The organism is Amycolatopsis vastitatis, from assembly GCF_002234595.1.
Classification (GTDB): Bacteria; Actinomycetota; Actinomycetes; order Mycobacteriales; family Pseudonocardiaceae; genus Amycolatopsis; species Amycolatopsis vastitatis.
The window spans coordinates 37,045-62,952 of record NZ_NMUL01000068.1 but is presented as its reverse complement, the minus strand read 5'-3'; the positions used below and the strand labels follow the sequence as shown (position 1 = coordinate 62,952).

At 72.4% G+C, this 25,908-nt stretch carries 26 protein-coding genes; 9 read left to right on the top strand and 17 right to left on the bottom strand.

What is annotated here, in order from left to right:
* Positions 1-13: 13 nt before the first annotated feature.
* Positions 14-868 carry an SDR family NAD(P)-dependent oxidoreductase gene (locus CF165_RS45210; RefSeq protein WP_093953783.1) on the top strand — a complete coding sequence of 285 codons (855 nt, stop codon included), beginning with the start codon at positions 14-16 and terminating at the stop codon, positions 866-868.
* Between the two features lie 3 nt (positions 869-871).
* Here CF165_RS45210 and CF165_RS45205 read toward each other — a convergent pair whose 3' ends face one another.
* Both CF165_RS45205 and CF165_RS45200 read right to left on the bottom strand, forming a co-directional pair.
* Complete coding sequence (locus CF165_RS45205) at positions 872-1,435, bottom strand: DinB family protein (protein WP_093953781.1); 564 nt, start codon at positions 1,433-1,435, stop codon at positions 872-874.
* A 33-nt stretch (positions 1,436-1,468) separates the two neighbouring features.
* A complete protein-coding gene (locus CF165_RS45200; RefSeq protein WP_093953779.1) occupies positions 1,469-4,735 on the bottom strand; it encodes a glucodextranase DOMON-like domain-containing protein in 3,267 nt (1,088 codons plus the stop codon).
* A 108-nt stretch (positions 4,736-4,843) separates the two neighbouring features.
* On the opposite strand from CF165_RS45200, the gene CF165_RS45195 reads away from it, so the two are divergent.
* Positions 4,844-5,254, top strand: a complete 411-nt coding sequence (locus CF165_RS45195) for an ATP-binding protein (protein WP_093953810.1) — start codon at positions 4,844-4,846, stop codon at positions 5,252-5,254.
* 19 nt (positions 5,255-5,273) lie between these two features.
* On the opposite strand, the gene CF165_RS45190 is transcribed toward CF165_RS45195, so the two are convergent.
* From CF165_RS45190 to CF165_RS45170, 5 genes are all read right to left on the bottom strand, one after another.
* Positions 5,274-6,008: a GAF and ANTAR domain-containing protein gene (locus CF165_RS45190; RefSeq protein WP_093953777.1), complete on the bottom strand. Its 735-nt coding sequence runs from the start codon at positions 6,006-6,008 to the stop codon at positions 5,274-5,276.
* A gap of 386 nt (positions 6,009-6,394) precedes the next feature.
* The gene (locus CF165_RS45185) at positions 6,395-10,474 is read right to left on the bottom strand and encodes a SpoIIE family protein phosphatase (RefSeq protein WP_093953776.1); all 4,080 of its coding nucleotides are present in this window, start codon (positions 10,472-10,474) and stop codon (positions 6,395-6,397) included.
* A 70-nt stretch (positions 10,475-10,544) separates the two neighbouring features.
* On the bottom strand, positions 10,545-10,991 hold the full coding sequence (locus CF165_RS45180; RefSeq protein ID WP_093953775.1) for an ATP-binding protein: 447 nt from the start codon (positions 10,989-10,991) through the stop codon (positions 10,545-10,547).
* Complete coding sequence (locus CF165_RS53165; RefSeq protein WP_240522107.1) at positions 10,988-11,368, bottom strand: SpoIIE family protein phosphatase; 381 nt, start codon at positions 11,366-11,368, stop codon at positions 10,988-10,990. The genes CF165_RS45180 and CF165_RS53165 overlap by 4 nt, the downstream gene beginning before the upstream one ends.
* Positions 11,368-11,736 carry an STAS domain-containing protein gene (locus CF165_RS45170; RefSeq protein WP_093953774.1) on the bottom strand — a complete coding sequence of 123 codons (369 nt, stop codon included), beginning with the start codon at positions 11,734-11,736 and terminating at the stop codon, positions 11,368-11,370. Before CF165_RS45170 ends, CF165_RS53165 begins: the two co-directional genes overlap by 1 nt.
* Before the next feature lie 167 nt (positions 11,737-11,903).
* Between CF165_RS45170 and CF165_RS45165 the strand changes: the two genes are divergently transcribed.
* Positions 11,904-12,287 carry an STAS domain-containing protein gene (locus CF165_RS45165; protein WP_093953772.1) on the top strand — a complete coding sequence of 128 codons (384 nt, stop codon included), beginning with the start codon at positions 11,904-11,906 and terminating at the stop codon, positions 12,285-12,287.
* Positions 12,288-12,306: 19 nt separating this feature from the next.
* On the opposite strand, the gene CF165_RS45160 is transcribed toward CF165_RS45165, so the two are convergent.
* The gene (locus CF165_RS45160; protein WP_093953770.1) at positions 12,307-13,533 is read right to left on the bottom strand and encodes a PP2C family protein-serine/threonine phosphatase; all 1,227 of its coding nucleotides are present in this window, start codon (positions 13,531-13,533) and stop codon (positions 12,307-12,309) included.
* 82 nt (positions 13,534-13,615) lie between these two features.
* On the opposite strand from CF165_RS45160, the gene CF165_RS45155 reads away from it, so the two are divergent.
* Positions 13,616-14,335 carry a histidine phosphatase family protein gene (locus CF165_RS45155; RefSeq protein WP_093953768.1) on the top strand — a complete coding sequence of 240 codons (720 nt, stop codon included), beginning with the start codon at positions 13,616-13,618 and terminating at the stop codon, positions 14,333-14,335.
* A 4-nt stretch (positions 14,336-14,339) separates the two neighbouring features.
* Positions 14,340-15,182, top strand: coding sequence for an NAD(P)H-hydrate dehydratase (locus tag CF165_RS45150; RefSeq protein ID WP_240522106.1), 843 nt, complete (start codon positions 14,340-14,342; stop codon positions 15,180-15,182).
* Between the two features lie 4 nt (positions 15,183-15,186).
* Here CF165_RS45150 and CF165_RS45145 read toward each other — a convergent pair whose 3' ends face one another.
* From CF165_RS45145 to CF165_RS45135, 3 genes are read right to left on the bottom strand one after another with little or no spacing between them, the layout of a single operon-like run.
* Positions 15,187-15,906, bottom strand: a complete 720-nt coding sequence (locus CF165_RS45145; protein ID WP_093953765.1) for an SDR family oxidoreductase — start codon at positions 15,904-15,906, stop codon at positions 15,187-15,189.
* Positions 15,903-16,766: an oxidoreductase gene (locus CF165_RS45140; protein WP_093953764.1), complete on the bottom strand. Its 864-nt coding sequence runs from the start codon at positions 16,764-16,766 to the stop codon at positions 15,903-15,905. Before CF165_RS45140 ends, CF165_RS45145 begins: the two co-directional genes overlap by 4 nt.
* A 41-nt stretch (positions 16,767-16,807) precedes the next feature.
* On the bottom strand, positions 16,808-17,662 hold the full coding sequence (locus CF165_RS45135) for a helix-turn-helix transcriptional regulator (protein ID WP_093953763.1): 855 nt from the start codon (positions 17,660-17,662) through the stop codon (positions 16,808-16,810).
* A gap of 154 nt (positions 17,663-17,816) precedes the next feature.
* Here CF165_RS45135 and CF165_RS53585 point away from each other — a divergent pair, with 154 nt between their 5' ends.
* Positions 17,817-20,051 (top strand): extracellular catalytic domain type 1 short-chain-length polyhydroxyalkanoate depolymerase, encoded by a 2,235-nt coding sequence (locus CF165_RS53585; RefSeq protein WP_093953762.1) that lies wholly within the window; start codon positions 17,817-17,819, stop codon positions 20,049-20,051.
* Between the two features lie 154 nt (positions 20,052-20,205).
* A complete protein-coding gene (locus CF165_RS45125; protein ID WP_093953761.1) occupies positions 20,206-20,418 on the top strand; it encodes a hypothetical protein in 213 nt (70 codons plus the stop codon).
* Positions 20,419-20,794: 376 nt separating this feature from the next.
* On the opposite strand, the gene CF165_RS45120 is transcribed toward CF165_RS45125, so the two are convergent.
* Positions 20,795-21,217, bottom strand: coding sequence for an ATP-binding protein (locus CF165_RS45120; RefSeq protein ID WP_093953759.1), 423 nt, complete (start codon positions 21,215-21,217; stop codon positions 20,795-20,797).
* A 339-nt stretch (positions 21,218-21,556) separates the two neighbouring features.
* On the opposite strand from CF165_RS45120, the gene rho reads away from it, so the two are divergent.
* On the top strand, positions 21,557-22,618 hold the full coding sequence (gene rho, locus CF165_RS45115; RefSeq protein WP_093953758.1) for a transcription termination factor Rho: 1,062 nt from the start codon (positions 21,557-21,559) through the stop codon (positions 22,616-22,618).
* A gap of 4 nt (positions 22,619-22,622) precedes the next feature.
* Here the strand turns inward: rho and CF165_RS51955 are convergent, their stop codons facing one another.
* Together CF165_RS51955 and CF165_RS45110 are read right to left on the bottom strand one after the other, a co-directional pair.
* Positions 22,623-22,799, bottom strand: coding sequence for a hypothetical protein (locus tag CF165_RS51955; protein ID WP_167441763.1), 177 nt, complete (start codon positions 22,797-22,799; stop codon positions 22,623-22,625).
* A 41-nt stretch (positions 22,800-22,840) separates the two neighbouring features.
* Positions 22,841-23,119, bottom strand: a complete 279-nt coding sequence (locus CF165_RS45110; RefSeq protein ID WP_093953756.1) for a hypothetical protein — start codon at positions 23,117-23,119, stop codon at positions 22,841-22,843.
* Between the two features lie 234 nt (positions 23,120-23,353).
* On the opposite strand from CF165_RS45110, the gene CF165_RS45105 reads away from it, so the two are divergent.
* Complete coding sequence (locus CF165_RS45105; RefSeq protein WP_093953755.1) at positions 23,354-23,785, top strand: PrsW family glutamic-type intramembrane protease; 432 nt, start codon at positions 23,354-23,356, stop codon at positions 23,783-23,785.
* A gap of 25 nt (positions 23,786-23,810) precedes the next feature.
* Here CF165_RS45105 and CF165_RS45100 read toward each other — a convergent pair whose 3' ends face one another.
* From CF165_RS45100 to CF165_RS45090, 3 genes are all read right to left on the bottom strand, one after another.
* Positions 23,811-24,011: a DUF3072 domain-containing protein gene (locus CF165_RS45100; RefSeq protein ID WP_093953754.1), complete on the bottom strand. Its 201-nt coding sequence runs from the start codon at positions 24,009-24,011 to the stop codon at positions 23,811-23,813.
* A 66-nt stretch (positions 24,012-24,077) separates the two neighbouring features.
* Positions 24,078-24,500, bottom strand: coding sequence for a hypothetical protein (locus CF165_RS45095; RefSeq protein ID WP_093953753.1), 423 nt, complete (start codon positions 24,498-24,500; stop codon positions 24,078-24,080).
* A gap of 61 nt (positions 24,501-24,561) precedes the next feature.
* On the bottom strand, positions 24,562-25,614 hold the full coding sequence (locus CF165_RS45090) for a C40 family peptidase (RefSeq protein WP_093953752.1): 1,053 nt from the start codon (positions 25,612-25,614) through the stop codon (positions 24,562-24,564).
* Between the last annotated feature and the right edge of the window lie 294 nt (positions 25,615-25,908).

The window sequence follows — 25,908 nt, the reverse complement described above, 5'->3', positions numbered from 1 at the left end:
ACGAGGGGGACGGATGCGGGTACTGGTGACCGGGGGCAATGCCGGAATCGGCTACTTCGTGGCCGAGCAGCTGGCCTCGGCGGGCGCGGAAGTGGTGATCGGCAGCCGCGACCCGGCGAAAGCCGAAGCCGCCGTCGCCGCGATCCGCTCCCGGGTCGCCGGCGCGCGGGCCGGGCACGTCCGGATGGACCTGGCCGCCCTCGAACCGGTCGACACCGGCGAGCTCGACGCCGTCGTGTGCAACGCCGGGGTGGCGCTCGACGACCCGCCGCGCCGGGAGACCCCGGACGGCCACGAGCTGATGTTCGGCACCAACCACCTCGGCCACTTCGCCCTGGTCGCCCGGCTGATGCCGGTGCTGACGGCGGAGGCGCGCATCGTCACCACCGGCAGCTTCGCGGCGAAGTCCGCGAGTCTCGACTTCGCCGACCTGCAAAGCGAAACCGATTACCACCCGAAGCGCGCCTACGAGCGTTCCAAGCTCGCGCAGATGCTGTTCGCGCTCGAACTCGACCGGCGGCTGCGGGCCGCGGGCTCGAAGCGGCTCAGCGTGCTCGCCCACCCCGGCGGCGCGCTCGACTCGCTGACGCCGTCGCGGCCGCCGGTCCACACGCGGACCACCGGCCAGTGGCTGAGCGGGGTGCCGGCCCGGGTTCTGCTGCACGGCAAGGACGCCGGCGCACGGCCCGCCGTCCGGGCGGTGCTCGGCCCGGACGTCGAAGGCGGGCAGCTGTGGGGGCCGCGGGTCTTCGGGCTGCGGGGAAGGCCGCGGCTCGAACCGTTGTGGGCCAACCTGACCGACGAAGCGGCCGCCGCGCGGCTGTGGACGGAAAGCGTCAAGCTGACCGGTCTCGACCCGCTGCCCTGACCGTCACTGGGCGACGGCTCGGGCGGCGCGTTCGATCTCCGCGTGCCGGGACGCCCAGAACTCCGCGTCGTGGTGGCCGTCGCTGGCGAGCGCGCCGTCGAGCTGTTCACGCAGGATGTCGGCGTGCCCGGCGTGCCGGTTCGTCTCGGTGAGGACGTGCACCAGGATGTTGAACAGCATCACGTCCGGCCGGGGCCACCAGGGCACGTGCCCCGGCGTGTCGACGGCCAGTTCCGTGATCGTCGCGTCGGAGTGGGCCCACGCCTGCCGGTACCGGCTGATGATCTCGTCCCGCGTCTCGTGCTCGGTCGCCCACATGTCCTTGCCGCGCACGGCGCGGTCGTCCCACCGGGGCAGCGGTTCGGGGAACGGCCTGCCGAAGATGTCGCCGAAGTACCGGGCTTCGGTCAGCGTCAGGTGCTTGACGAGACCGAGCAGGTTGGTGCCGGTCGCGGTCAGGGGACGGCGGATGTCGTATTCGCCGAGCCCGTCGAGCTTTCCGAGCATCTCTTCGCGGATCTCGCGCAAATCGCCGTGCAGGTACTGTTTCGCGAACTCGTCGATCATGGCTCCACCATGCCAGGTCAACCCCGTGTCAGATCAGCCCACGGGCACGCCGCGCACCGCGACCGGCCCCCGCGTCGGGTCCAGCTCCGCCTTCTGGTCCACGCCGGACGGCGTCAGCACGTCGAACGCCTTCGGCGCGGTCGCCGGGTCCGCGGCGCAGATCGGCGCCGTGCCCCCGGCCGCGCAGAGGCCGAACGTGTACTGCTCCGACGTCGGCGTGAACGGCCGGGCCTGGTCGGGGGAGTTGCCGTCCTGCCCGGTGAGCACCACGGCGAACGTCCAGCCCGGGCCCGGCGTCCCGAACGCCGCCTTCGCCACGCTGACCGTGATGTACCGCGTCGCCTGCGAAGCCTGCACTGACGGCGTTGCGAGCGAAGCGCCCGAAGCGTCGACGAGCGCTGGTTCGGCGAAGCCCTGGACCTCGATGCGCCGGCTCCACGCGTCCTGCGCCGCGATCGTGTACGCCCGGCTCGGGAAGGGTGCCGCGGTCGACGTCGCCGTCGCGGCCGGGTCGTGCCCGTAGATCGTCAGCAGCTGGGCGCCCAGTGGCGAGCCGAACGTCGGCGACAGATCGCGGACCTGCGCCCGGAACACCAGGGTGGTGCCGGAATCGATCACCTGGAACCGCTGCAGGTCGAACGCGCCCGCGTGGAAGTCGCCCGCCGTCGGGTAGGTGTAGGTACCCGGTCCGTTGTCGTCGCCGTCCGGGTCCGTGGTGTCCAGCAGCACCGTGCCGGTGACGAAGTCCGAGCTGATGGTCTTCTGCGCGTACCCGGTCCCGGCGCCCGTCGCGGCCGCCGTGACCACGCTCGCGCCGAGTGGTGTCGGCACCGTCGCACTGAACGTCCCCGCCGAGGAAGCGCGGACCGACAGCACCGAAGTCGTTCCCGCGTCGGTGGCCGAGACGGCGAGGTCGACGCGGCTGCCGGCGGGCGCGGTGCCGGTGACCACGGCGGTCGCGGTGGACACCGACGCGGGCGCGTCGAGGGTGACGGCCAAGGCGGCCGGCGCGTGGACGTACCGCGAACGGACTTCGGCGGGCTGCTCGGGCAGCCGTCCGTCGTCGAGGGCCCTGGCCAGCCGCACCGACTGCGACTGCGCCCAGCTCAGCGGCGCCACCGAACCGACGGACTGCCCCGGCGTGAAGCCGATCGACGCCGTCTTCGGGTCCGAGCCGTACGGCGACGCGGGCAGCGCCGGGTTTTCCCAGATCTGCTCGGGAATCAGCCCGGTGCCGCCGGTCTGGGCCCGCATCGCGCGCAGCAGGGCGGCCGCGCCGGCGCGGTCCCCGGTCTGCACGGCCTGCTCGCCGCGTTCGCCGGCGAGCACCGGCCACAGGTGCCCGGACCCGGTGTTCGTCGACGGCCACGGCGCACCGGTCGGGCCGCAGTTCGTCGGGTCCGGCTCGTAGCAGTCGCCGTAGCCGTCTTCGCTGCCCGGAGCCGACGTGCCGTAGCGGTACCAGCCCGGGCCGGCCGGGGTGTCCCGCTTGATCACGCGGTCCACGACCGCGAGCGACGCGGCGACGTCCGGGTCGTTCGCGGGCAGCACGCCGAGGCGCGTCAGCTCGAGGAACCCGGCGTCGACGACCGCGCGCTGGTCGGCGTCGACCGAGCCGTTGCCGAGGTTGTAGAACCACTCGGAGTCCGGGTTGCCGTTCTTGGTCAGCCGCAGGAAGTACCGGCCGCCGTAGGGCCCGGTGGACGTCACCGTCCAGCCCTTGATATTGCGCTGGAAGTGATCCGCCGTGGCGCGGTAGACGTTCGCGCGTGCACTGTCGCCGTTGCGGTCGGCGATCACGCCCGCGGCGACGAGCCCGGCGATCTCGGCGGCGATCGTCGAGGGGGAGTAGCCGCCCTGTTCCTCCCAGCGCTCCGAGCCGAACGCCGGCCCGTGCGCGACGACGAAGTCCGCGGCCGCGCGGATGTGCTCGGTGTAGAGCGTGCGGTCGCGGTCGAGCCCGGCCTGCAACGCCATCAGGATCGGGTACGCGCTCTCGTCGAGCTGGTCGCCGCCGGAGTCGGGCGCCTTCTTGCCGTTGAGCAGCGAGTTGCGCGGGAACCGGCCGTCCGGCTGCTGCTGGCGCGCGAACAGCCAGCGGACGCTCGCCCGCGCCGTCTCGCGGTCGCCGGCGGACAGCAGCCCGGAGAAGCTTTCGTAGAGGTCGCGGGCGAAGATTTCGCGGTAGGAACCGAAGTAGACCGGTTTGCCGCCGGGCGCGTCGCCCGCGGACACCGCCTGCCCCCACGGGCTGCCGAGGGAGGCGACCACCGCGCCGGGGAAAGTCTTGTCCTCACTGGCTTTCAGCACGTTGACGGATTGGAAGTAGGCGTCAGAGTCCTTGCCACGCAAGGGCGTCAGCCCGTTGTCGTAGTCACGCCATTCGCGCGCGTACCGGCGGTAGCTCTGGTCGAACGGCGTCCGCAGGCTCGCACCGGCCGTGGCGACCGCGGCCCGGGCGTCCGTGCCGAACCCGAGCGCCAGCACGGCCGGTTGACGCGGAGACAGGTCCAGCTGCGCGGTCTGCACGACGTTGCCGTTCACCGCCGACGGCGTCGTATCGGTGAGCCGGTGGTCGCGGTCGAGCTGGGCCAGCCCGTCGGCCGCGGTGCCGGCGAACCCGCTGCCGGTGGCCAGGAACCGCCGGTCGGCGCGCAGCGCCGCGGCCAGCGGCGTGCCGTAGTCGCGGGCCGGCGCGCTGGACACCGTGTTCGCGTCGGCGCTGACCAGCGCGCTCGTCGCCGCGTCGACGGTGGCGGTGTCGCCGCCGCCGTTGGCCGGGCCACCCCCGCCGTTGCCGTTGACGCTCGCGTCGAACCGCACGTAAACCTTGAGGTCCTGCCCGTAACCCCGCAGCGGCTCAAGCCGGGTGCGGATGAGCACGCCGGTCCGGGCCGGGTCGGCCAGGTACTCGGTGACCAGCCGGTAGGCGCCGCTGCGCGCGGTCGACGTCACCTCGCAGGCCATCCCGCCCGCGCTCGTGCGCACGGTGTAGGTCATGTCCCGGGCCTGCAGATCGGTGAAGCTGCGCCCATCGGTGACGGCGAACTGCAGTGTCTCGACGTTCGTGTTGTCGATCACCGGCGCGTAGACGTCGGACAGCACCCCGCCGGCCACGGTGAACCACGCCTTGCTGGTCGTGTTCCGCGCGGTGCCCAGGCAGTCCTTGCGCGCCAGGCCGAAGTGCGAGACCGCGCCCGGGCCGGTGGTGGCTGTGTCGGCGGTGGCGGCCGGGGCGGGCAGGAGGGCGGCCGCGGCCAGCACCGCGCACAGCACCACGGACGACGTCGACCGAGTCATCCGCACATCCGACCACGTCCGGCCCGGGCCGCACCAGGTCCGAACGGCAGCTGATTGAAGATCCGTCACGGTGGGTAGGAAACCTGAGAGTCCCCCGGGGAGGTGAACGTGGAAGAGCTGGGAACGGACGGCTGGCGGTACCGCGGCACGATTTCGCCACGGACGTTGCCGAGCCTGCGGCGGCACCTGGTGTCGTGGCTGCGGCGGCGCGCGGGCGACGAGGTCGGGCGGCAGGCCGACGACGTCGTCCTGGCCTGCTGGGAAGCGATGGCCAACGTGCTCGGCCACGCCTACCACGGCCGTCCCGGGCTGATCGACATCCGCGCCCGGATCGACCAGGACGTGCTGATCGTCACCGTGGCCGACCAGGGCCGCTGGGCCTCGCTGGCGGAACGCACCGACGACGGCCGCGGCCTGCGCCTGATCCAGGCCCTGGTCGACGGGCTCGACCTCCGGTCGACCGACAACGGCACCGTCATCACGCTCACCTGGCCGTTCCCGGCCCGCCACACCGCCTGACCCGCGCCGCCGAATACAGCTAGCCGCGCGAGGGCACCGAGGACAGCTCTTCGACGAACCTCGCCGCGACGTCCCGCACCTTCACGTTGGTGTGCTGCGATTCCGTGACGAGACGCTTCATGGCGTCATCGGCGCTGATCCGGTGCACGGCCATCAAAATGCCCTTGGCCTGTTCGATCACCGCGCGTGACCGCATCGCCGCCTCGAGGTCGGACGTCCGGCGCCGGGCCTGGTGGTAGCGCCGCGTGGTGCGCAACCCGAACGAGACGACCGTGGTGTAGAGCTTCAACAGCTGCGAGTCGGTCTCGGCGAACCCGTGGTCGCCGTAGCCGAAGAGGTTGAGGGCGCCGGAAAGGTGCTCGTCGACGCGCAGCGGCGCGGCCAGGTAGCTGCCGACCCCGAGCTCCCGGGCGCGGGCGGTGAACTCGGGCCACTCCGCCCCGGCTGTCGCGAGCGGCACGCGGACGATCTTGCCGGTCTCCGCCGCTTCCAGGCACGGGCCGGCGGCCGCCGCGTACTGGGCCTTGTCGATTTCGACGGCGCGGTCGTCGGTGGACGCCGCGGTCTCCGGATCGCCGTCCCGGATCGCCGTGATGCTGGCCAGGTCGGCGCCGGGCACCGCGCGGACGGCTTCGGCGCAGACGGCGTCGAGGATCTCGGCCTCGGCGGGCTCGGTCTCCAGTGCGCCGGTGAGGTCCGCCATGGCGGCCGTCAGCTCGTCGAGGTGCTCGGGCAGGATCGGCTCACCGGTCACTCGGTCATCTCCGTCCCGGACGGATGCTGCAGATGTCGGACGGCTGCGGTTTCAACGCCAACATCAAAACCTTACTCGCGTCCGGCGCGTCCTCCGTAACATCCGACCCCGAGGGGCGGTGGCTCCGGCCCGGCGCTCGCTGCTGAACGTCGTGGGTTGGCGCCGGGGCCACCTGACGACAGCCGGCCGCACAACCCACCGAACGGGCCGTCGCTGCGGCAGGCATACCCCGTGGGCGGTTCGCCAACCGTTCAGCGGATCAGCACCTTCGTGACCTGGGTGAGCCCGGAGACCCGCAGCACCCGGTCGAGCAGCCGCGGCGCCCGTGGCGGTCAGCACCCGGTCCCCGTCTTCGTCCGGGCCGACGACCAGTGTGAGTGCCGTCGTCACGAACCGATCCTCCATTCCAGCGTGACGGTGGTCCCGGTCGCGCCGTGCCGGAAGGTGACCACGTCGGCCAGCGCTTCCATCATCGGCACCCCGCGCCCGCGCAGCACGTGGTTGTCCGGCGGCGGCTGCTTCCAGCGCCCGTGGTCGGTCACCGTGACGACCAGGTGCGCGCCGGTGAGCCGGGCCGCGAGGTGCGCGGCCGCCCCGGTGCCGCCGAGATACGCGTGTTCGACGGCGTTGGCGCAGGCTTCGCCCGCCGCGACGAGCACGTCCTGCGCGAGGTCCGGTTCGATCGCCGCGTTGGCCAGCCACGCGCGCAGCCAGTGGCGGGTGGAGGCGAGGCTGTCCGGGTGCGCCGGGAAGTCCAGGGCCAGCGGCGGCACCGACCGGCGGTAGAGCAGCAGCGCGACGTCGTCCTCGTAGCCGTCCTCCGGCCGGAGCCTGCTCATCAGGGTGGCCGCCAGGTCGGGCAGCTCGGCGTCCCGCACGTCGTGGGCGATCTCGGTGGCCCGCTGAATGCCGTCGTCCAGCGACTCGCGGCGGCGTTCGACGAGCCCGTCGGTGTAGAGCATCAGCAGCGAGCCGATCGGCACGGCCGCCGTGGCCTCCGGCCGCGGACCGTCGAGGCGGACGGCGAGCGGGACGCTGCCGCCCTCGTCGAGGAACTGCGCCGCGCCGTCCCGGTGCACGAGGGTGGCCGGCGGGTGCCCGGCGCTGCTGTAGGTGAGGGTGCCGCCGTCCGGGTCGAGGACCCCGCAGAACACGGTGGTGCACAAGGCACCCGGGAGCCGATCGGCGAAGCGGTCGAGCGCGGTCAGCGTGTGCGCCGGGCTGCCGGCCTCCAGCAGCAGCGCACGGCAGGCGCTGCGCAGCTGGCCCATCACCGCGGCCGCCGCGAGCCCCCGGCCGACGCAGTCGCCGACGACGATGCCGATCCGGTCGCCGGCCAGCGCGATGACGTCGTACCAGTCGCCGCCGACCTCCAGCGGCGGGTTCGCCGGCTCGTAGCGCACCGCGAAGCCGTCGGGCAGCCGGGCCGGGCCGAGGATCGAGCGCTGCAGCGCGAGGGCGACCTCCCGCTGCCGGTCGTCGCGGTGGGCGCGGCGCAGGGCGTGGGCGAGCGTCCCGGCCAGCAGCGCCAGCAGCGTCCGGTCTTCGGTGCCGAACGGACGTCCCGGCGCGGGTTCGACCCAGAGCGTCAGCCGGCCGCCGGGGTGGTCGAGGGTGGTGCCCGCGCCGCCGCCGGCCGGGCTCGCGTGCAGCGCCGGGAGCGAGCGGACGTGGTCGAGGGTCGCGCGCAGCGGCGCGGCGAGGTCCGTCCAGCGCCGGTCGGCGGGATCGGTCGAGGTGAGCTCCGGTTCGCCGTCGTGCGGCCGGCTCACCGCGAGGACGCGCTCGGCCTGCCACAGCTCGCGCAGCAGCTCGAGCGCGGTGCGGAGCACCTCCGGAACCCCGCTGACCTCGGCCAGGCGCTGGTTCATCGACGCGAGCGCGCTTTCGCGCTGCACGGCGTAGCGCTCGGCCGTGACGTCGCGGATCGTGCCGACCAGCCGGCGCCGTCCTTCGTCGTCGTGCAGCTCGTTGTAGGCGACCGCAGCCCACACCCGGTGCCCGTCCCGGTGCCGCAGCGGCAGCACGAAGCTGCCTGACGGCTCGTCGCGCGCGTGGCCGAAGGCGTCGGCGACCTGCCGGTAGGCGACGGGATCGGTGTCGCGGCCCGGCCACCACGGATGCGGCGGCGCGTAGGGCAGCCCCTCGGGGCCGAACCCCAGCAGCTCGGCGCAGGCGGCGTTGATCTCCACGACCTGCCCGTCGGCGTCGCAGACGAAGAACCCCTCCTGCAGGGAGTCGATCATCGCCGCGCGCCACCGCGAATGCTGGGTCCGCAGCCGGGCCAGCCGGATGGTCGTGCGGACGCGCGCGAGCAGCTCCCGTGCCGAGAACGGCTTCACGAGGTAGTCGTCGGCCCCGGCGGCCAGCCCGTCGACGGCGGCCTCCTGCCCGGCCCGCGCGGACAGCAGCAGCACGGGCACGGCGGCGGTGCGCGGGTCGCCCCGCAGCTTGGCGAGCAGGCCGAGGCCGTCCAGCCGCGGCATCATGACGTCGCTGATGATCAGCTCGGGCGGCTCGGCGGACGCGGCGGCGAACGCTTCGACGCCGTCGCGCACCGCCGTCACCGCGTAGTCGTCGCGCAGCAGCCGGACCAGGTAGCCGCGCATGTCGGCGTTGTCGTCGGCGACCAGCACCCGTGCGCCCGGGGCCACCGCGGGCGCGGCGCCGGGTGCGGGGCGGCTGTCCGGCAGCCAGCGCAGGGCTTCCTGCACGTACGGTTCCGCGGTGTCCGCCGCGATCCCGCGGGCCGAGGGTTCGCTGACGACGTGCTCGGCGGGCAGGTGCCGGGTGCCCAGCGGCAGCCGGATCCGGAACGTCGTCCCGGCGCCCGGCGTGCTCTCCACCGTGACACCGCCGCCGTGGATGCCGACGAGCTCCCGCACCAGCGCCAAGCCGATCCCGCTGCCCTCGTTCGAGCGCGCCCGCGCCGACGGGATCCGGTGGAACCGCTCGAACAGCCGGGGCAGCTCCACCGCGTCGATCCCGATCCCGGTGTCGGACACCGCGACGACGGCGTGCCCGCCCGTCAGGCTGGTGCTCACGCGGATCGTGCCGTCGAAGGTGAACTTGACCGCGTTGGACAGCAGGTTGAAGACGACCTTCTCCCACATCCCGCGATCGACGTGCACCGGCTCGCCCACCGGGGCGCAGTCGACCTCGAAGGCCAGCCCGGCCCGCTCGACGGCGGCGCGGAAGACGCTCGCCAGCTCCGCGGTGAGCGCGGCGAGGTCGACCGGCTCGAAGCGGGCCTGCATCCGGCCCGCCTCGATGCGGGAGAAGTCGAGCAGGGTGTTCACCAGCCGGCCCAGCCGCAGCGCGTTGCGGTGGATGACGTCGACCTCCTCCCGCACCCGCTCGCCGGCGTCGCCCAGCGCCTCCCGCAGCTCGGCCGCGGGGCCCAGGATCAGGGTGAGCGGAGTCCGGAACTCGTGGCTGACGTTGGCGAAGAACGTCGTCTTCGCCTCGTCGAGCGCGGTCAGCTCCTCGGCGCGCTGCTGCTGCACCTGGTAGGCGATCGCGCCGTTGACCAGCGCCGTCGTCTGCTGGGCGACCAGCCCGAGGAACGTCCGGCAGGACTCGTCGAGCGGGCGCCCGGCGCTCGCCGCCAGCACGATCACGCCGGTCACCGCGTCATCGGCGTCCCCGGGCAACGGCAGCACCACCGCCTCGGTGGGCGGCGTGGACCAGCCACCCGAAGGCAGCTCGCCGATGGCGCCGTCCGGCACCGCCCGCGGCACGCCGTCGGCGAGCACTTCCGCCAGCGGCCAGGCGGCCACGTCGCCGGCGCCTTCGCCGCCGGGGGTGACGGCCGCCGGCACCGGCCCGCCTTCGCCGTCGCGGACGTGGATCGCGGCGTACGGGACGTCGGCGCCGGCTCGCCCGAGCACCCCGGCGACCAGCTCACAGGCCTCGCCGACGGTGCGGGCGACCCCCGCCTGGGCGCCGAGCTCGCGCAGCGTCGCCAGCCGGCGCTCGCTGACGACGCGCTCGGTGGTCTCGGTGACCGCGGTGAACACCGCGCGCACGGTGCCCTCGTCGTCGTGCACCGGGCTGTAGGAGTAGGTCCAGTAGGTCTCTTCCCAGTAGCCGTGCCGGTTCATCGGCAGCAGCAGGTCCTCCGAGCAGGTCGCTTCGCCGGTGGCCATGACGCCGGCCAGCATCGGGCCGACGATGTGCCAGATCTCGCCCCAGACCTCCGCGCCCGGCTTGGCCAGCGCGGGGTGCTTGCCGCCCAGCAGCGGCAGGTACGCGTCGTTGTAGAGGAACCGCAGCTCCGGGCCCCACCAGACGATCATCGGGAAGCGCGAGGTGAGGCAGATGCGGACCGCCGTCGTCAGGCTGGCCGGCCAGTCCCGCGGTTCGCCCAGCGGGGACGACGCCCAGTCGAAGTCCCGCATCCGGGCGGCCATCCGGCTGGTCCCGGGAAACGCGGCACGGTGGCCGGATTCGCTCCCGACGCTCATCACACTCCCGGTTCACGCGGCCCCGCGCGAGCCTAACCGTCCGGGACCCGTCCTGCCGTGCGCAGCGGGCTCACGCGTCCGGGTGAGGCGCCGCCGGAAGATCGCCGGTCAGCCAGGTCATCGTCACCGTCGTGCCGTCCTCGCGGTGCACCTGGGCGCAGTGGTCGGCGAGGCTGTCGATGAGCAGCAGGCCGCGGCCGCGCAGCCCGTTCGTCTCCGACGGCGGCTGCCAGGTGCCGTAGTCGCTGACCGTCACCGTCAGCCGCCCGGGCAGCGCTTCGGCCCGGACGTCGATCGGGCCCGGTTCGCGGTCGCGGTAGGCGTGCTCGGCCGAGTTCGCCATCGCCTCGTAGCCGGCGAGGACGACGTCTTCGTGCCGCTCGATGCCCAGGTCGAGCGTGTCCAGCCAGCGGCCCAGTGCTTCGCGCAGGTCCGGCAGCCGGTCGGCCACCGCGGCCGTGCGCCGGTGGAACGAGGCCGGGGGCGCGGGCGCGCCCGGGGGGAGGGGGTCCGTCATGTTCCGTCCTCTCCGCGGTGGCGCACGTGGATGACGGCGATGTCGTCGTCGTGCCGTCCGTGGGTCAGTTCCTCGACGAGCTTGTCCCAGGCCGTGCCGAGGTCGTCGGCGGTCAGCACCTGCGGGATACCCGCCGGCAGCCATTCGACACCGACCGTGAGGTCGCGGGTGCGGCTTTCGACCAGCCCGTCGGTGTCCAGCACCAGATCTGCGCCGGACGCGCCGAAGCCGGCTCCGGTCGCCTTTGTGGCCGCGTCGGTCGCGTACTGCACGATCCGGTCGGTACCGTTCGTCGTGGTATAGACCACTGCGCCGTGCTCCCCGCCGTCGGCGTCGAACGCCCGGCGCACGGCGTCGAACTCCGGCGGGGACGTCATCAGGAGGCCAGCGCCTCGGACAGCGACGGGTAGATCGCGAGCTCGTCGATCAGGCGGGTCAGTTCCAGCGGCCGCAGGGTGATCCGGCTGCCGGCCACCACCCGCAGCGGCGCCGGCGCGGCCGGCCCGCGGTGCGCCCGCACGAGCTCGGCCATCCCGGCCGAGGCCAGGAAAGTCACGCCGGTCAGGTCGATGACGACCTTCGACGGCCGCAGCCGGGCGGCGCGTTCGGCCAGCTGCCGGAGCTTCGGCGCCAGCGCGAGGTCGAGAGCGCCGTCGACGCGCAGGACCGCCGCGCCGTCGTGGTCCTCCAGGACCACCGACCCCGAGTCACCGAACGAGGCCCCGGTCACGTCTCTTTCGGCCATGGCGCCCATCCTGCCTGCTCGCGGGCGCGGCGAAAAGCGCAACGGGCGCTGACACGGCGGCGTGTCGCCAGGGCGGGCATGATGGGGAGCGGTTGAGCAGACAGCCTTCGTGATCACGCACGCCCATCGGAAGTTCCGGTGGTGCTGCTGAGGGCAGGAGAAACACCATGACCGAGCACGCCCACACCGAAAGCTCGGCCACCGCTGTGCCGTTCGGAGAGTTCAGGATCGCCCGGACGGAGCAGGAAGGAGCGGTCGTCGTCGAAGTCGCCGGAGACGTGGACACGACCACCGCGCCCGCTGTCGTCCAGGCCGCCGACGCCGCGCTGGCGGACCAGCCGCCGGTGCTCGTGGTCGACCTGAGCCGCGTCGAGTTCCTCGCCTCGCCCGGCCTGACCGCCCTGCTGACGATCCACCGCAACGCCGGACCCGGCACCGCGGTCCGGATCGTCGCGTCCGGCCGGGCGACCCTGCGCCCGATCCAGCTGACCGGACTCGAGGAAAGCCTCTCACTGTTCCCGACCCGTGAGGCGGCGCTGGCCGGGGGCTGAGCGTCGTGCCCGCCGCGGCTCAGGTCCCGGTCGGGACGGTCCGGCGCTGGATGGCCAGCAGGGCGACGTCGTCCTGGGCCGCCCGGTTGCCGATCATCACGGCCATGATCCGCGCGCAGACGCGCTCCGGCTCTCCCGGGCGCACCGCCGCCTCGAGCTGGTGCATGCCGGAGTCCACCGGACGGTCCCGCCGCTCGACCAGGCCGTCGGTGTAGAAGGCGAGCACCGCGCCGGGCGGCAGTCCGACCACGCTGGTACGCCGGTCGGGCCGGCCGATGGTCAGCCCGATCGGCGGGTCCGGGGCCACGTCCACCAGCCGGCCCGCTTCTTCGCCGGGCACGGCCAGCACCGGCGGCAGGTGCCCCGCGAGGGACAACGTCAGCGCCTCCCGGCTCGGGCCGATGATCCCGTAGGCCACCGTGGCCATCGCGCCGTGCTCGAAGTGGTTGGCCTTCCGGTCGAGCTTGGCGAGCACCTCGGCCGGGCTTTCGCAGTCGAGCGCGTAGGCACGCAAGGCGCTGCGCAGCCGTCCCATGATCACGGCCGCTTCGAGGCCGTGGCCGGAGACGTCGCCCATCACGATGCCGAGCCGGTCGCCCGGCAGGGAGAACAGGTCGTACCAGTCGCCGCCGAGGCCGGTTTCCGCGCCGGGCACGTACCGGGCGCCGAAGGCCAGGCCGTGCACCTCGGGCAGGCTGCTCGGCAGCAGGCTGCGCTGCAGCGCCATGGTCGCGGTGCGGTTCTCCTCCAGCGCCTCCACCTGGATCGCCATCGCGAGGCGATCGGCGACCAGCTGCATGGTGGCCACTTCGGATTCCCCGAACTGCCGCGGCGCGACGGAACCGACGTGCAGCACGCCGACGAGCTCGCTCCCGGCCAGCATGGGCACGCCGAGCAGGGAGTGCAAACCCCGTTCCCAGAGCAGGGAGTTCACGACGGTGGTCTCGTCGACGTGGTCGATGATGACCGGGGCCCGTTCGAGCGCGACCTTGCCGGCGAACCCGCTGCCGACCGGCACCCGCACGCCCTGGTGGACCTCCTCCTCGATGCCGGCCGCGGCGTAGGCCACGAGCTGACGGCCGTTGGCCTGGTACCGCAGCACGGTCGCGGTGTCGACCTCCATGGCATCGCGCAGGCGCCGCAGTGTCTCGGTGAGCAGCTCGGTCAGGCCGAGGTGCTCGGCCGGGGCACCGATGATCGTCTCCAGCTGCTGCAGCCGGTCGTGGGCGTCGAGACTTCGCGACATGGAACGACCCTAACCGCAAGCCTTTCGCACGCCTAACCATCCCGGGTTTCGACGGCGGGTCCGCCGGGGTATCCAGCCCGGCGTGAGCGTCGACTTGGAATGGGTGGGCGTGCTCCGGCACGGACAGAGCACCGGGAACGTGGCACGGGAAGAGGCGGAGTCGGCGGGGGCGGACGTGATCGACATCGCCGAGCGTGACGCCGACGTGCCGCTCAGCGAACTGGGGGAGGAGCAGGCGAAGGCCGCGGGGGAGTTCCTCGCGGGGCGCCCGCTGGACGTCGTGGTCACCTCCACCTACCGCCGGGCCTGGGACACCGCCCGGCTGGCCGCGCCGGACGGCGTCGCGGTCGTCCCGGACGAACGGCTGCGCGACCGCGAGCTCGGCGTGCTGGACCTGCTCACCTCGCACGGCGTCCGCGAGCGGTGGCCGGACGAACTGCGGCGCAAGCGGCGGCTGGGCAAGTTCTACTACCGGCCCCCGGGCGGCGAGTCCTGGGCCGACGTCGTGCTGCGGGTGCGGTCGCTGCTGTCCGAGCTGAGCGTCGAGCGGCCCGGCGGCCGGGTGCTGCTGGCCGCGCACGAGATGACGGTCTTCGCCCTGCGCTACCTCCTCGAAGGCCTGCCGGAACCCGACCTGCTGCGGGCCGCGGACGCCACCGAGGTACCGAACGGCTCGGTGACGGCCTGGGAACGCGACCGCGACGGCGGGTTCACGATGGTCCTCGCCCAGGAAGTCGGCCACCTGCACGCGACCGGCACCCCACCGACGGCGGACGACGATGCAGCCGAACAGCTCTCCTGACCCGGTGCCGATCAGCCCGGCCCTGTTGCGGGACAGGCGGATCGGCACCGAGGACCGCGGAACCGTCCTCGTCGTCGGCGGAGCGAGGACCGTGCCGGGGGCGCCGGCACTGTCCGGGACCGCCGCCTTGCGCGCCGGAGCGGGCACGCTTCAGCTGGCGGTCGCCGAACGGCACGCGAGCGCCATCGGCGTTTCGGTGCCCGAGTCGTCGGTGTTCGGCCTGCCCGAGACGGCGTCCGGCGCGATCGGCGGCGACGCCGTCGACCGCCTGGCCGACGTCCTGCCCGGGGCCGGCACCGTCGTCGTCGGTCCGGGCCTCACCGGCGTGTCCGAGACCGAAGACCTGCTGCGGCGGCTGGTGCCCGCCATCGCCCCGGACGCGCGGGTGGTGCTCGACGCGTTCGCCCTCGGCGCGCTGAGCCGGGACCCGGCGCTGGCGGAACCCTTGGCGGGCAGGCTCCTGCTCACCCCGAACCGGGTCGAAGCCGCCTTCCTCGACGGCTGCGAGGAGAAGGACGTCGACGACCTGGAGACGGCGGTGCGGATCGCCGGGCGCTACGGCGGCGTGGTGCTGCTCATGGGCGTGGTCGCCGAGCCGGGCGGGCGCACCTGGCGGGACGGGAGCGGCCACGTCGGGCTGGCGACGTCCGGCAGCGGCGACGTGCTGGCCGGCCTGACCGGCGGCTTCCTCGCCCGCGGCGCGGCCGTCGACCAGGCGGCCTGCTGGGCGACGCACGTCCACGCCGTGGCCGGCCAGCGGCTGATCCCCGACACCGGCAGCACCGGGCTGCTGGCCCGGGAGCTCGTGGCGGAGATCCCGAGGGTCATCGCCGAACTGGAGCGCTGAGCGGCTACCGCTGGGCGGTCGGCCGGACGACGACCTCGTTCACGTCGACGCCGTCCGGCTGCCCGATCGCGTACGAGATCGCCGCGGCGATGGCGTCCGGCGGGAGGGTCACCGCGCGGTAGTCCCGCATCGCCGCCTTCGCCCCGGCCTCGGTGATGCTGTCGGCCAGTTCGGACTCGGTGACGCCCGGCGAAACGGTCGTGACGCGGATGCCGGGATCCGCCTCCAGGCGCAGCCCTTCGGTGACCGCCCGGGCGGCGTACTTGGTGCCGCAGTACACCGCGGCCGTCGGCACCACCTCGTGCGCGCCGGTGGAGGCGATCGTCACGAAGTGCCCGGAGCCCTGCCGCCGGAAGTGCGGCAGGGCCGCCGCGATCCCGTGCAGCAGGCCGCGGACGTTGACGTCGATCATCCGGTCCCACTCCTCGACGAGCAGGGAGTCCAAACGCGACAGTGGCATCACGCCGGCGTTGGCGACGAAGACGTCGAGCCGCCCATGCTGCTTCACCGCCGTGTCGGCGAACGCGGCGACCTCGGCGCGGTCGGTGACGTCGAGGCGGTGCACGTCCGCGGTGCCGCCGGCGTCGTGGATCTCCTTCGCCAGCGTCGTCAGCCGGTCTTCCCGCCGGGCGCCGAGCACGACGTGGTGGCCTTCGCCGGCCAGCCGCAGCGCGGTGGCGTATCCGATGCCGCTGCTGGCGCCGGTGATGAGGACGGTTTTCACGGGGCTCCTTCCGGGAAGTCGGCGCCGAGGGTGGTCTCGCGCCAGGTGTCGAAAGTGGAGCGGAGGGTGCCGAGCCGGGCGGTGGCGATGTCGTAGGCGGCCTTGCCGAGGAGCAGGCGAAGCGGAGGTTCTTCGGCGCCGACGGCGTCGATGACCGCTTCGGCCGCGCGCACCGGATCGCCCGGCTGGTGGCCGTACGTCGCCGTGGTCGCCGCCCGGCGGGCTCCCGCCGTCTCGGCGTAGTCGTCGATGTGGATCGCCGACTGCCGCATGGAGGGCCCGGACCAGTTGGTGCGGAACGCCGCCGGCTCGACGATGGTCACCTTGATGCCCAGCGGGGCCACCTCGGCGGCCAGTGACTCGGAAAGTCCTTCCACGGCGAACTTCGTCGCGTGGTAGTAGCCGGTCGCGCCGAAGGCGGCCAGGCCGCCGAGCGACGACACGGTGACGACGTGCCCGCCGCGGCGCGCCCGCATGCCCGGCAGTACCGCGCGGGTGACGTCGGCGAGGCCGAAGACGTTGGTGTCGAACAGCTTGCGGATCTCGTCGTCCTCGCCTTCTTCGACCGCGGCGAGGTAGCCGTAGCCGGCGTTGTTGACCAGGACGTCGATCCGGCCGAACGCCGATTCGGCCTGTTTCACCGCGTCGACGACCTGCGCGTGGTCGGTGACGTCGAGCGGCAGGACCAGCGCGCGGTCGCCGTGTCCGGCGGCCAGGTCGGCGACCTGCGCCGGGTCACGGGCGGTGACGACCGCCCGCAGCCCGCGGCCGAGCACGGCGGACGCCAGTGCGCGGCCGAGGCCGGTGGAGCAGCCGGTGATGAACCAGACAGTGTTGTCGGGATGGGGGTTTTCAGGCATGACGAAGTACTCCGTCCATTGTGGAACGAAAGAAAGGGTGATTACTTCCGGTTGGCGTTTTCCGGGGCTTCCGCCGTCTCGGCGGTGAGACTGCCCAGCAGCGCCAAAGCGGCTTCCGACGGGCTGCCCGGCTCGGCCTGGTAGACGATCAGCTGCTGGCCGGGCGCGCTGTTCACGGTCAGCGCTTCGTAGCTCAGGACCAGCTCGCCGACCAGGCGGTGGTGGAACCGCTTGGTTTCGTGGGTCTTCTGCCGGATGTCGTGCCGGGCCCACAGCCGGCGGAACGCCTCGCTCTTGACCGACAGCTCACCGACGGTCTCGACGAGCTGCGGGTCGTCCGGGTCGATCCCGGCGGCCGCGCGCAGGCCGCCGACGGTGTTGACCGCGACGCGCTCCCAGTCCGGGTAGAACTCGCGCGCGTCCGGGTCGAGGAACACCAGCCGGACCAGGTCACCGCTGTGGGTGTGCCCGTCGAACAGGGCCTTGCCCAGCGCGTTGTGCGCCAGCACCGTCAGGCAGCGGTCCAGGACCACCGCGGGCGTGCCCGGCCAGCCCTCCATCAGGCGCAGCAGGTTCGGGCTGACCTGCTCCCGCCGCCGCGCGCGACGGCGCGCCTTCGGGGCCGGCCGGGCCAGCCGGTGCAGGTGGGCGACGGCGTCGTCGTCCAGCGCCAGCCCGCGGGCCAGCGCGTCGACGACCTGCGCCGACGGGTTCCGCTCCCGGCCCTGCTCGAGCCGGACGTAGTAGTCGGTGCTGACCCCGGCCAGGAGCGCGACCTCCTCGCGCCGCAGCCCGGCCACCCGGCGCGACCCGCCGGCGGGCAGGCCGAGGTCTTCGGGCCGCACCTGCTCACGGCGGGCGCGGAGGAACTCCCCGAGCGCGTTTTCCTTGGCCATGGTTCGAGCCTAACTCCGATCAAGCCGGAGAGGGTGGCCGTGTCGCACCCACCCTCGAAAGGCGTCGAAACATTGCGATAATCGTTGACCGCCCGGACACGGAGACGAACCATCGTCGCAGTTCCTCTCCCGCCCCCGGAAAGGATGGCCTCGAGTGCGAAGGCTCCTCACCGCTCTGTCCGCCGCCATGCTGTCGATCGCCACGGCGATCGTGCTGGTCGTGGCGGCGCAGCCGGCGTCCGCGGCCTCGCTGACGCGGGTGACCGACTTCGGCAGCAACCCCAGCAACCTCAACATGTACACCTACGTCCCGGACCACGTCGCGAGCCGCCCGGCACTGCTCGTCGCGATCCACTACTGCACCGGTTCGGCGTCGGCGGTGTTCAACGGCTCCGCCCACGACTACGTCACCGCCGCCGACCAGTACGGGTACGTCATCGTGTTCCCGGAAGCCACGCGCAGCGGGCAGTGCTTCGACGTCTCCTCGCCGCAGGCCCTCACCCGCGGCGGCGGCAGCGACCCCGTCGGCATCCTTTCGATGGTCAACTGGGCCAAGCAGCGCTACAACGTCGACTCCTCCCGCGTGTACGTCACCGGGTTCTCCTCGGGCGCGATGATGACGAACGTGCTCGCCGCGGAGTACCCGGACGTGTTCGCCGCCGGCTCGGCGTTCATGGGCGTGCCCGCGGGCTGCTTCGGCACCACCGACGGGTCCAGCTGGAACAGCCAGTGCGCGAACGGCCAGATCACCAAGACCGCGCAGCAGTGGGGCGACCAGGCCCGGCAGATGAGCGGCGGGCGCAGCGGCCCTTACCCGCGGATGCAGCTGTGGCACGGCACGGCCGACGACACCCTGCGCTACCCCAACTTCGGCGAAGAGATCAAGCAGTGGACGAACCTGCAGGGCGTGAGCCAGACGCCGTCGTCGAGTGACTCGCCCCAGTCCGGCTGGACACGCACCCGCTACGGCGGCACCGGCACGCAGGCGCCGGTCGAGGGCATCAGCGTCCAGGGTGTGGGGCACGCCCTGCCGCAGAGCGGGATGGTGCAGTACGCGATCGCGTTCCTGGGCCTGAACAGCAGCGGCCCGGGCACCACGACACCGACGACACCCACGACGACGACGTCGTCGGCGCCCGCCGGCACGACCCTGGGCAGCGCGGCGGCGCGGACCGGGCGTTACTTCGGCACCGCGGTTTCGGCGGGCAAGCTCTCGGACAGCGTCTACACCGGCATCCTGAGCCGCGAGTTCACCATGATCACGCCCGAGAACGAGATGAAGATCGACGCGACCGAGCCTTCGCAGGGCCAATTCTCGTACGCCAACGCGGACCGGATCGTGAACCAGGCGACCAGCCAGGGCGCCCGGATGCGCGGGCACACGCTGGCCTGGCACTCGCAGCAGCCCGGCTGGATGCAGAGCATGGAGGGTTCGGCGCTGCGGCAGGCGATGCTGAACCACATCACCCAGGTGATGACCCACTACCGCGGCAAGATCTACGCGTGGGACGTGGTGAACGAGGCGTTCGCCGACGGCGGTTCCGGCGCCCGGCGCGACTCCAACCTCCAGCGCACCGGCGACGACTGGATCGAGGCGGCGTTCCGCGCCGCGCGGGCGGCCGACCCGGACGCGAAGCTCTGCTACAACGACTACAACACCGACGACTGGAGCCAGGCGAAGACCCAGGCCGTGTACCGCATGGTGCAGGACTTCAAGTCCCGCGGCGTGCCGATCGACTGCGTCGGCTTCCAGTCGCACTTCAACGGCAACAGCCCGGTGCCGTCGAACTACCAGACGACGCTGCAGAACTTCACCGGCCTCGGCGTGGACGTGCAGATCACCGAGCTGGACATCGAAGGCTCGGGGACCGCGCAGGCGAACAACTACCGGACTGTCACGCAGGCCTGCCTGGCGGTTGCGCGGTGCACCGGCATGACGGTGTGGGGAATCCGTGACACGGACTCCTGGCGGGCGTCGGCCACCCCGCTGCTGTTCGACGGCAACGGGCAGAAGAAGGCGGCCTACACCGCGGTGCTCGACGCGCTGAACAACGGCGCACCGCCGGACGGCGGCCCGACGACCACGCCAACGACGCCGACCACCACGACCCCGCAGCCGGGCGGCTGCACCGCGGTCTACGCCACGACCGCGCAGTGGAACGTCGGCTTCAACGGCCAGGTGTCGGTGTCGGGGACGAACAACTGGGTGCTCACGGTGACGTTCCACGCGCCCCAGAAGGTCATCGGCAGCTGGAACTACACGGGAACCTGGGACAGCACGGGATACGTGCTGACGGCGAGGCCCAACGGCAGCGGCAACGTCATCGGCTTCACCGTCGAGCACGGTGGGAACCTGACGGCGCCGACCGTGACCTGCGCGGTGGGCTGACGCTCACGGGCGGTTCCGCCAGGCGCGGCGGAACCGCCCGTGTCCAGCCTTCTGTCCAGCCCCGTGTCCACAGTGGAAGTGCTCGTCGTCACACCGGTGATCACCGGGCCCGGGCCGTGCGGAAACTGTCGGTGGTGGCGGCTAGCCTCATCACATGAACACGGACGACGCGACGGTCCCGGCGCACCAGCTGACCAAGGGCCAGTGGTTCTGGCACGAGCCGGCACCGGGGCTGCCCGCGTGGCAGCTGCAGGTGAATTCGGCCGAACTGCTGGAGGATTCCGTCGAGATCTTCACGACGGACGAGGAGCGGGAGCTGGTTTCCTACCCGCGCAACCGCCTGGTCCGCCTGGCCGGCGCGGCCTGAGGGTGGCCGCGGCGCGCTTTCGCGGCGTGCTTGGAGGGGGAGAGGCAGCGCCGGGCGGGGGCATCGGCGGTGGCAGGGTGGGCAGAGGGTGCAGGCCGAGCTGATTTGTGCTGCCGCGGCTGGTTTCTTGCCGGGGCGGCCTGGCTTGGGGTGCTGTGTTGCGCTGGCAGGCTGAGTGCTGCCGCGGCGGGTTTCTTGCCGGGTCGACCTGGCTTGCGGTGCTGTATTGCGCGGCAGGCTGAGTGGCTGAGCTGTGTCCCGCGGGGCTGCGGCTGGTGCCGTCCACCATGCGCGAGCCTTCAGCGCTCCGGTGTCCAGGGAAGTCCTGCCACCTTCGTGAGCCACGGGCGGTTGCCCTCCGCGGGTTTACCGCGGTTCAGGCCGCGCCGGGGTCTCGGAGCGTGGCCGGGCGCCAGGTCATCCGGACCGTCGTTCCGTGGGTGCCGGAGTCGATGTCGGACTGGTCCGTCACCTGGTCGATCAACAGCAGGCCGCGGCCACCGGAGGTGCGCAGGCCCGCCACCCGGGGACGGGTCGAGGGGATGCCGCAGCCGGTGTCGGTGACCGTGACCGTCACCGTGTCGCCGGTGCGCTCGGCTTCCAGGCGCGCCCAGCCGTGGCCGTCCGGGTAGGCGTGGGCCGCCACGTTCGCCAGTGCTTCGTACGTGGCCAGCGTGATGTCGTGCGTGCTGCCCGGGTCGAGCGGGAGCTCGCCCAGCCAGCCGGTCAGCTTGCGGCGCAGGTCGGCCATCTCGTTGGGCAGGGCCGGCGCGAGTTCTTCGAAGGTCGACACGACCACGACTCCGGGGGTATGGCGTACCGGGGCCGTGGTCCCGGCTTGGTCCGCGTCGGTGTTTTCGCCGGTGTCGACGGCAGTTTCCGGGGTATGTCGATACACGATCCGCTCCCATCGGACAGCCGGGGTTTCCCCGTTTCGGCGGGCTTCTCCTGTGGGCTACCCAGCGCCACGGGGTCTTACCCGTTGTGTTTCGTGAGATGGCTCGCTACAGTGGACGTGCTCCTCGCGGATGCCGGCCGTCGGCCGCCCGGAGGAAGCTCCCGGATCCAGGCCGTTCGGCCTCTTTCCTCGTTCCCCGGTCAGCTGTTCGCGCGCCGGCCCTCATCCCAGGAGACACCCATGTCCTTTCACGGAATCCTTGACCTGTCCGGCAAAACGGCGTTCGTCCGGCCCGGCTACCGACCGGCGCCCGACGACGTCGCCCTGCCACTTTCCCTGGTCCGCAAGCACAAACTGCGCCCCGGCGACGAAATCACCGGCACCACCGAGGAGATCACGAGCGTCAACGGCGCCGACCCCGGCGAGCCGCGTCCCGACTTCGCCGACCTCGTCCCGGTTCACCCGGACCGGCGGCTGCTGCTCGAAACAACGCCGACGCGGCTGCTGCCGCGCGTCATCGACCTCGTCACCCCGCTCGGCAAGGGCCAGCGCGCTCTCGTCGTTTCGCCGCCGAAAGCCGGAAAAACCACGGTGCTGCGCGAAATCGGCCACGGCGTCGCGGCCAACCACCCGGACTGCCGGCTGCTGGTGCTGCTCGCCGACGAACGGCCGGAAGAGGTCACCGAGCTGAGCCGGACCGTGCGCGGCGAGGTGATCGCGTCCACTTTCGACCGTCCGCCCGCCGAACACGTCGCGGTGGCGGAACTCGCCGTCGAGCGCGCGAAACGGTTGGTGGAGCGCGGCGAAGACGTCGTGCTGCTGCTCGATTCGCTCACCCGGCTCGGCCGCGCGTACAACCTTTCGGTGCGCCCGTCCGGCCGGACGCTCTCCGGCGGCGTCGACGCGGCCGCGTTGCAGCCGATGAAGCGGATCCTCGGCGCCGCCCGCAACGTCGAGGGCGGCGGTTCACTCACGATCGTCGCGACGGCGCTGGTGGAAACCGGATCGCTGGCGGACACGGTGTTCTTCGAGGAGCTGAAGAGCACCGGCAACGCCGAACTCAAGCTGGACCGCAAAACCGCCGAGCGGCGGGTCTTCCCGGCGGTCGACCTCGCCGCCTCCGGCACCCGGCGCGAAGAACTCCTGGTGACGCCGGGCGAACTGGCCGCGATGCGCGAAGTCCGGCGGGCGTTGCCGGGCCCGCACGCGATCGAGCAGCTGTTGGACCAGCTCCGCAAGACCGGGTCCAACGCCGAGTTCCTGCTGCGCGTGACGGGCGCGGCGTTGCCCGCAGCGGCTTGAGCCTTCAGTTTTCGCGACGTTCCCGCAGCTCGCCGATCACTTTCTGTCCCACGCCTTCGGCTTCTTCGGCGCTGTCCGGTGGTTCGCCTTCCCCGGGCCGGTAGAGGTTGTCGTCCGCCCGGCCGGGATCGGGCGCGCCGGGCCGGGCGATCTCGGGCTGCTGTTCGTTCGGTTGGGACATGCCCGGGTGATACCCCGGAGCCGGATCGTCAACCGCGCCGGTCAGCGGGGTGGCTGGTAGGGCGTGGAACGCGGATAGGACGGCCGTTCGGGCGCGCGGTTCAAAGTGGCCACGACAAAGCCGAACCCGACCACGGCGACGACGACCGGCCCGGCACCGGGAGCGGCGGCCCACCAGGCGATCCCGCCCGCGGCCACCAGCCACGCCACGACGAGGGTGCGCTTCGCGGTGAGAGGGTACGCCTTGGGCAGCTCTCGCAGCACACATGCGCCGAGCACGACCAGTCCGGCAATGGTCACGAGCAACACGATCAGGTACACGGGATGTCCTCCTTCGGGAGTAGGGCATCTCCGTGTTGATTACCCGCGCCCGGAGGCCGGTATGCCGTGGTCTCGGGCACATGCGGACGGATCGGTGCTCAGCGCTGAGGTGGGTAGTATCGAACGCCGCGCGCAGGCAGGCCGCGGGTTCGCCGCGAGAGTGCACCTGCCCGGCCGGGTGCGCAGCCGCGGCCAGCCCAGGCCGCCAACCCCGAGGGCCGAAGCCTCTCGCTCATGGATCTCGTCCAGACCGAGCTGCTGCGCGGGGTGCTCGCCCCGGTCGGGCACGGCCTGTGGACCGCCGTCCTCGGCGGCGTCCTGTTCTCGGCCAGCGACCACCGACACTTCGCCCTGACGCTCCGCCTGCTGCTCAGCTACCTCGGCGTCGCCCTGCTCCACGCGTTGTGGGACGCCATGCACGGCATCGCCCTCGTGCTGACCCTGCTGCTCACCGGCACGCCGTGGCAGTACGTCCAGCTGGAACAGGGCTACCAGCCGCAGCCGACCGCGCTGCAGGCCGACGTCTTCACCCTGCTCTCCTGGGGCGGGCTCGCCCTGGTGTCGGTGATCGGCATCGGGTGGCTGCTCGCCGTCCGGGCCCGGGCCCGGCGCGGGGAACGGGCGGCCGCGGTGCTGTGGCGGATCCCGGCGTCCCGGCCACGGTGACGCCGGGACCAGCCGAAACCCGCCCTCAGCTGCCGCGCCCGGTCGCCTTCTGCAGTTCGTCGATCCGAGCGGACGCCTCGGCCTTCGTGAGGTTGTCCGGCACCTCTTCGCCCGCCTCCTGGGCGAGCGTCTGCAGGTACGACCGCTGCGGGCCGGTCATCGGCTCGTCACCGGTCGTCCACTCGCTCGGGTCCTTCTCGGGGTTCGGTTCCACCTGGTCAGCCATCGCTCCTCCAATCGAACATCTGTTCGTCTTCGTTCGACTGTAGCTCAGGGGTCCGACAATCGCCGGTCACGCGCCCGCCGGCGGCCTGCTCGGCGCGCCCGCCTCGTGACCCGGCCTGCCGTGCGTGCGGCGGTCGTCCTTCATCTGCTGTTCGTGCAGGTGGCGGCGGCCGTCGGTGAGGGCGGCCAGCAGCTCGCGCTCAAAGTCGCGGCACGTCTTGTAGTAGCCGTCGTCGTACTCTTCGACGACCTGGAACGTCCACCGATCGGGTAACACGTTGAGCCCGATGAGCTCTTCGGAGATCCGCCGCGCCCAGTCCTGGTGGCCGGCCTTCTCGAGCTTCTCCACGGCCGCGCCGAGCACCAGGTCCGCGCCGCCGGTCAGCTGGTGGAACGAGTAGAGGTGCCCCCGGGCGCGTTCGATCGTCTCGAGCGCCTCGGTCACCTTGCCGACGGCCTCGACCGTCGCGGTGTCGTAGTTGTCGACCATGCGCGGAAAGTGCCCCGTTCGGGGATTTCTACACCTCCCGGAACGGGGCACTCGCGCGAGCTCAGGCCGTCGGCCGGGTCGCGCCCGCGTACTCGCTCAGCAGCGGCGAGATCTTGACGACGTCGCCGCTCGTCGGCGCGTGCACCATCTTGCCGTCGCCGATGTACATCCCGATGTGGGACACGGGGGAGTAGTAGGCGACCAGGTCGCCCGGCTGCAGCTGGTCCCGCGACACCGGCGTGCCGAAGCCGGCCTGCGCCGACGACGTGCGGGGCAGGGTGATGCCCGCCTGCTTGTACGCCCACTGCATGAGACCTGAGCAGTCGAACGTGCTCGGTCCGGTGGCGCCCCAGACGTAGGCGCTGCCGAGCTTGCTCAGCGCCGCGTTGACGGCGGTCTGCGCCGCCGCGGTGGGCGCCTTGACGTTCGGTGCCGAGCCGCCGGTGTCCTTCTGGGCGGCCCGGTCGGCGCTGCTGAGGTTGCGGCTCTGGGCTTCGATCTGGTCGATCTGGGCCTGCAGGTCCTTCTTCTTGGCCTGGATGTCCGAAGCCAGCTTCGCCGCCGCGTCGCGGGCGTCCTGCGCTCGCTTCGCCGCGTCGGCTGCCGCCTTCTCGGCCGCCTCGGCCTTGTCGGCGGCGGTGGTGAGGTTGCCCATCGCGGCGTTCTTGTCGGTCGCGATGACCTCGAGCGCCGCAGAGCGGTCCAGGAAGTCCTGGGTGGACGTGCCGGCCAGCAGGGCCGACAGCTTGTTCATCTGGACGCCGCTGGTGAACGACGCGTCGGCGAACTTGTCCACTTCGGACTGGTACGTCCGCTTCGCTTCGATGGCCTGCGCGCCACTGTTCTTCGCGGCGGTGACGTCGGCGTTGGCCTTGTCGAGCTGGCCCTGCTTGGCGGTCAGGTCGTCCTGGGCCCGGAGCAGGTCTTCGTTGAGCTTTTCCGCCTGTGCCGCGAGGTCGCGGTACTTGGCGAGGGCGTCCGACCCGGTGGGCGGCGCCTGGAGGACGGGGACGGGGGCGGCGGTGGCCGTCGGCTGGGCCACGGTGACGAGGGTGATCACCGAAGCCGCGGCGAGGACACCTGACACCACGCGCTTGATCGGATGCGAACGCATTCTCGCGCGGGTCTCCTTTGCTGATCGGCCGCCGACGGGTACCGGAAGGGCGAGTCGGGGGCCTCGCCCGTGCCCGGCGCGCGCTCGACCGCAACAGGAAGAGCCCGCAGTGGGTTCCGCTACCCGGCAGGGGGTATCGGCGGCGATCTCGCGTCGCCGTCTCGTGACGACCGGGGGCCGCGAGATCTCGAACAGGTTACGAAATGAGCACGACAACGTCCAGCTCAGGAGCACCGGAACTCTCCGTGACAGTCGCTAACACGCTTGGACCAGCGGAAACGCGAAACCGGTGTG

Coding starts and splice junctions, on each gene's coding strand:
- CF165_RS45210 (WP_093953783.1), top strand. CDS start 14: ATGCGGGTACTGGTGACCGGGGGCAATGCCGGAATCGGCTACTTCGTG.
- CF165_RS45205 (WP_093953781.1), bottom strand. CDS start 1,435: ATGATCGACGAGTTCGCGAAACAGTACCTGCACGGCGATTTGCGCGAG.
- CF165_RS45200 (WP_093953779.1), bottom strand. CDS start 4,735: ATGACTCGGTCGACGTCGTCCGTGGTGCTGTGCGCGGTGCTGGCCGCG.
- CF165_RS45185 (WP_093953776.1), bottom strand. CDS start 10,474: ATGAGCGTCGGGAGCGAATCCGGCCACCGTGCCGCGTTTCCCGGGACC.
- CF165_RS45180 (WP_093953775.1), bottom strand. CDS start 10,991: ATGACGGACCCCCTCCCCCCGGGCGCGCCCGCGCCCCCGGCCTCGTTC.
- CF165_RS53165 (WP_240522107.1), bottom strand. CDS start 11,368: ATGACGTCCCCGCCGGAGTTCGACGCCGTGCGCCGGGCGTTCGACGCC.
- CF165_RS45170 (WP_093953774.1), bottom strand. CDS start 11,736: ATGGCCGAAAGAGACGTGACCGGGGCCTCGTTCGGTGACTCGGGGTCG.
- CF165_RS45165 (WP_093953772.1), top strand. CDS start 11,904: ATGACCGAGCACGCCCACACCGAAAGCTCGGCCACCGCTGTGCCGTTC.
- CF165_RS45160 (WP_093953770.1), bottom strand. CDS start 13,533: ATGTCGCGAAGTCTCGACGCCCACGACCGGCTGCAGCAGCTGGAGACG.
- CF165_RS45140 (WP_093953764.1), bottom strand. CDS start 16,766: ATGCCTGAAAACCCCCATCCCGACAACACTGTCTGGTTCATCACCGGC.
- CF165_RS45135 (WP_093953763.1), bottom strand. CDS start 17,662: ATGGCCAAGGAAAACGCGCTCGGGGAGTTCCTCCGCGCCCGCCGTGAG.
- CF165_RS45125 (WP_093953761.1), top strand. CDS start 20,206: ATGAACACGGACGACGCGACGGTCCCGGCGCACCAGCTGACCAAGGGC.
- rho (WP_093953758.1), top strand. CDS start 21,557: ATGTCCTTTCACGGAATCCTTGACCTGTCCGGCAAAACGGCGTTCGTC.
- CF165_RS51955 (WP_167441763.1), bottom strand. CDS start 22,799: ATGTCCCAACCGAACGAACAGCAGCCCGAGATCGCCCGGCCCGGCGCG.
- CF165_RS45105 (WP_093953755.1), top strand. CDS start 23,354: ATGGATCTCGTCCAGACCGAGCTGCTGCGCGGGGTGCTCGCCCCGGTC.
- CF165_RS45100 (WP_093953754.1), bottom strand. CDS start 24,011: ATGGCTGACCAGGTGGAACCGAACCCCGAGAAGGACCCGAGCGAGTGG.
- CF165_RS45095 (WP_093953753.1), bottom strand. CDS start 24,500: ATGGTCGACAACTACGACACCGCGACGGTCGAGGCCGTCGGCAAGGTG.
- CF165_RS45090 (WP_093953752.1), bottom strand. CDS start 25,614: ATGCGTTCGCATCCGATCAAGCGCGTGGTGTCAGGTGTCCTCGCCGCG.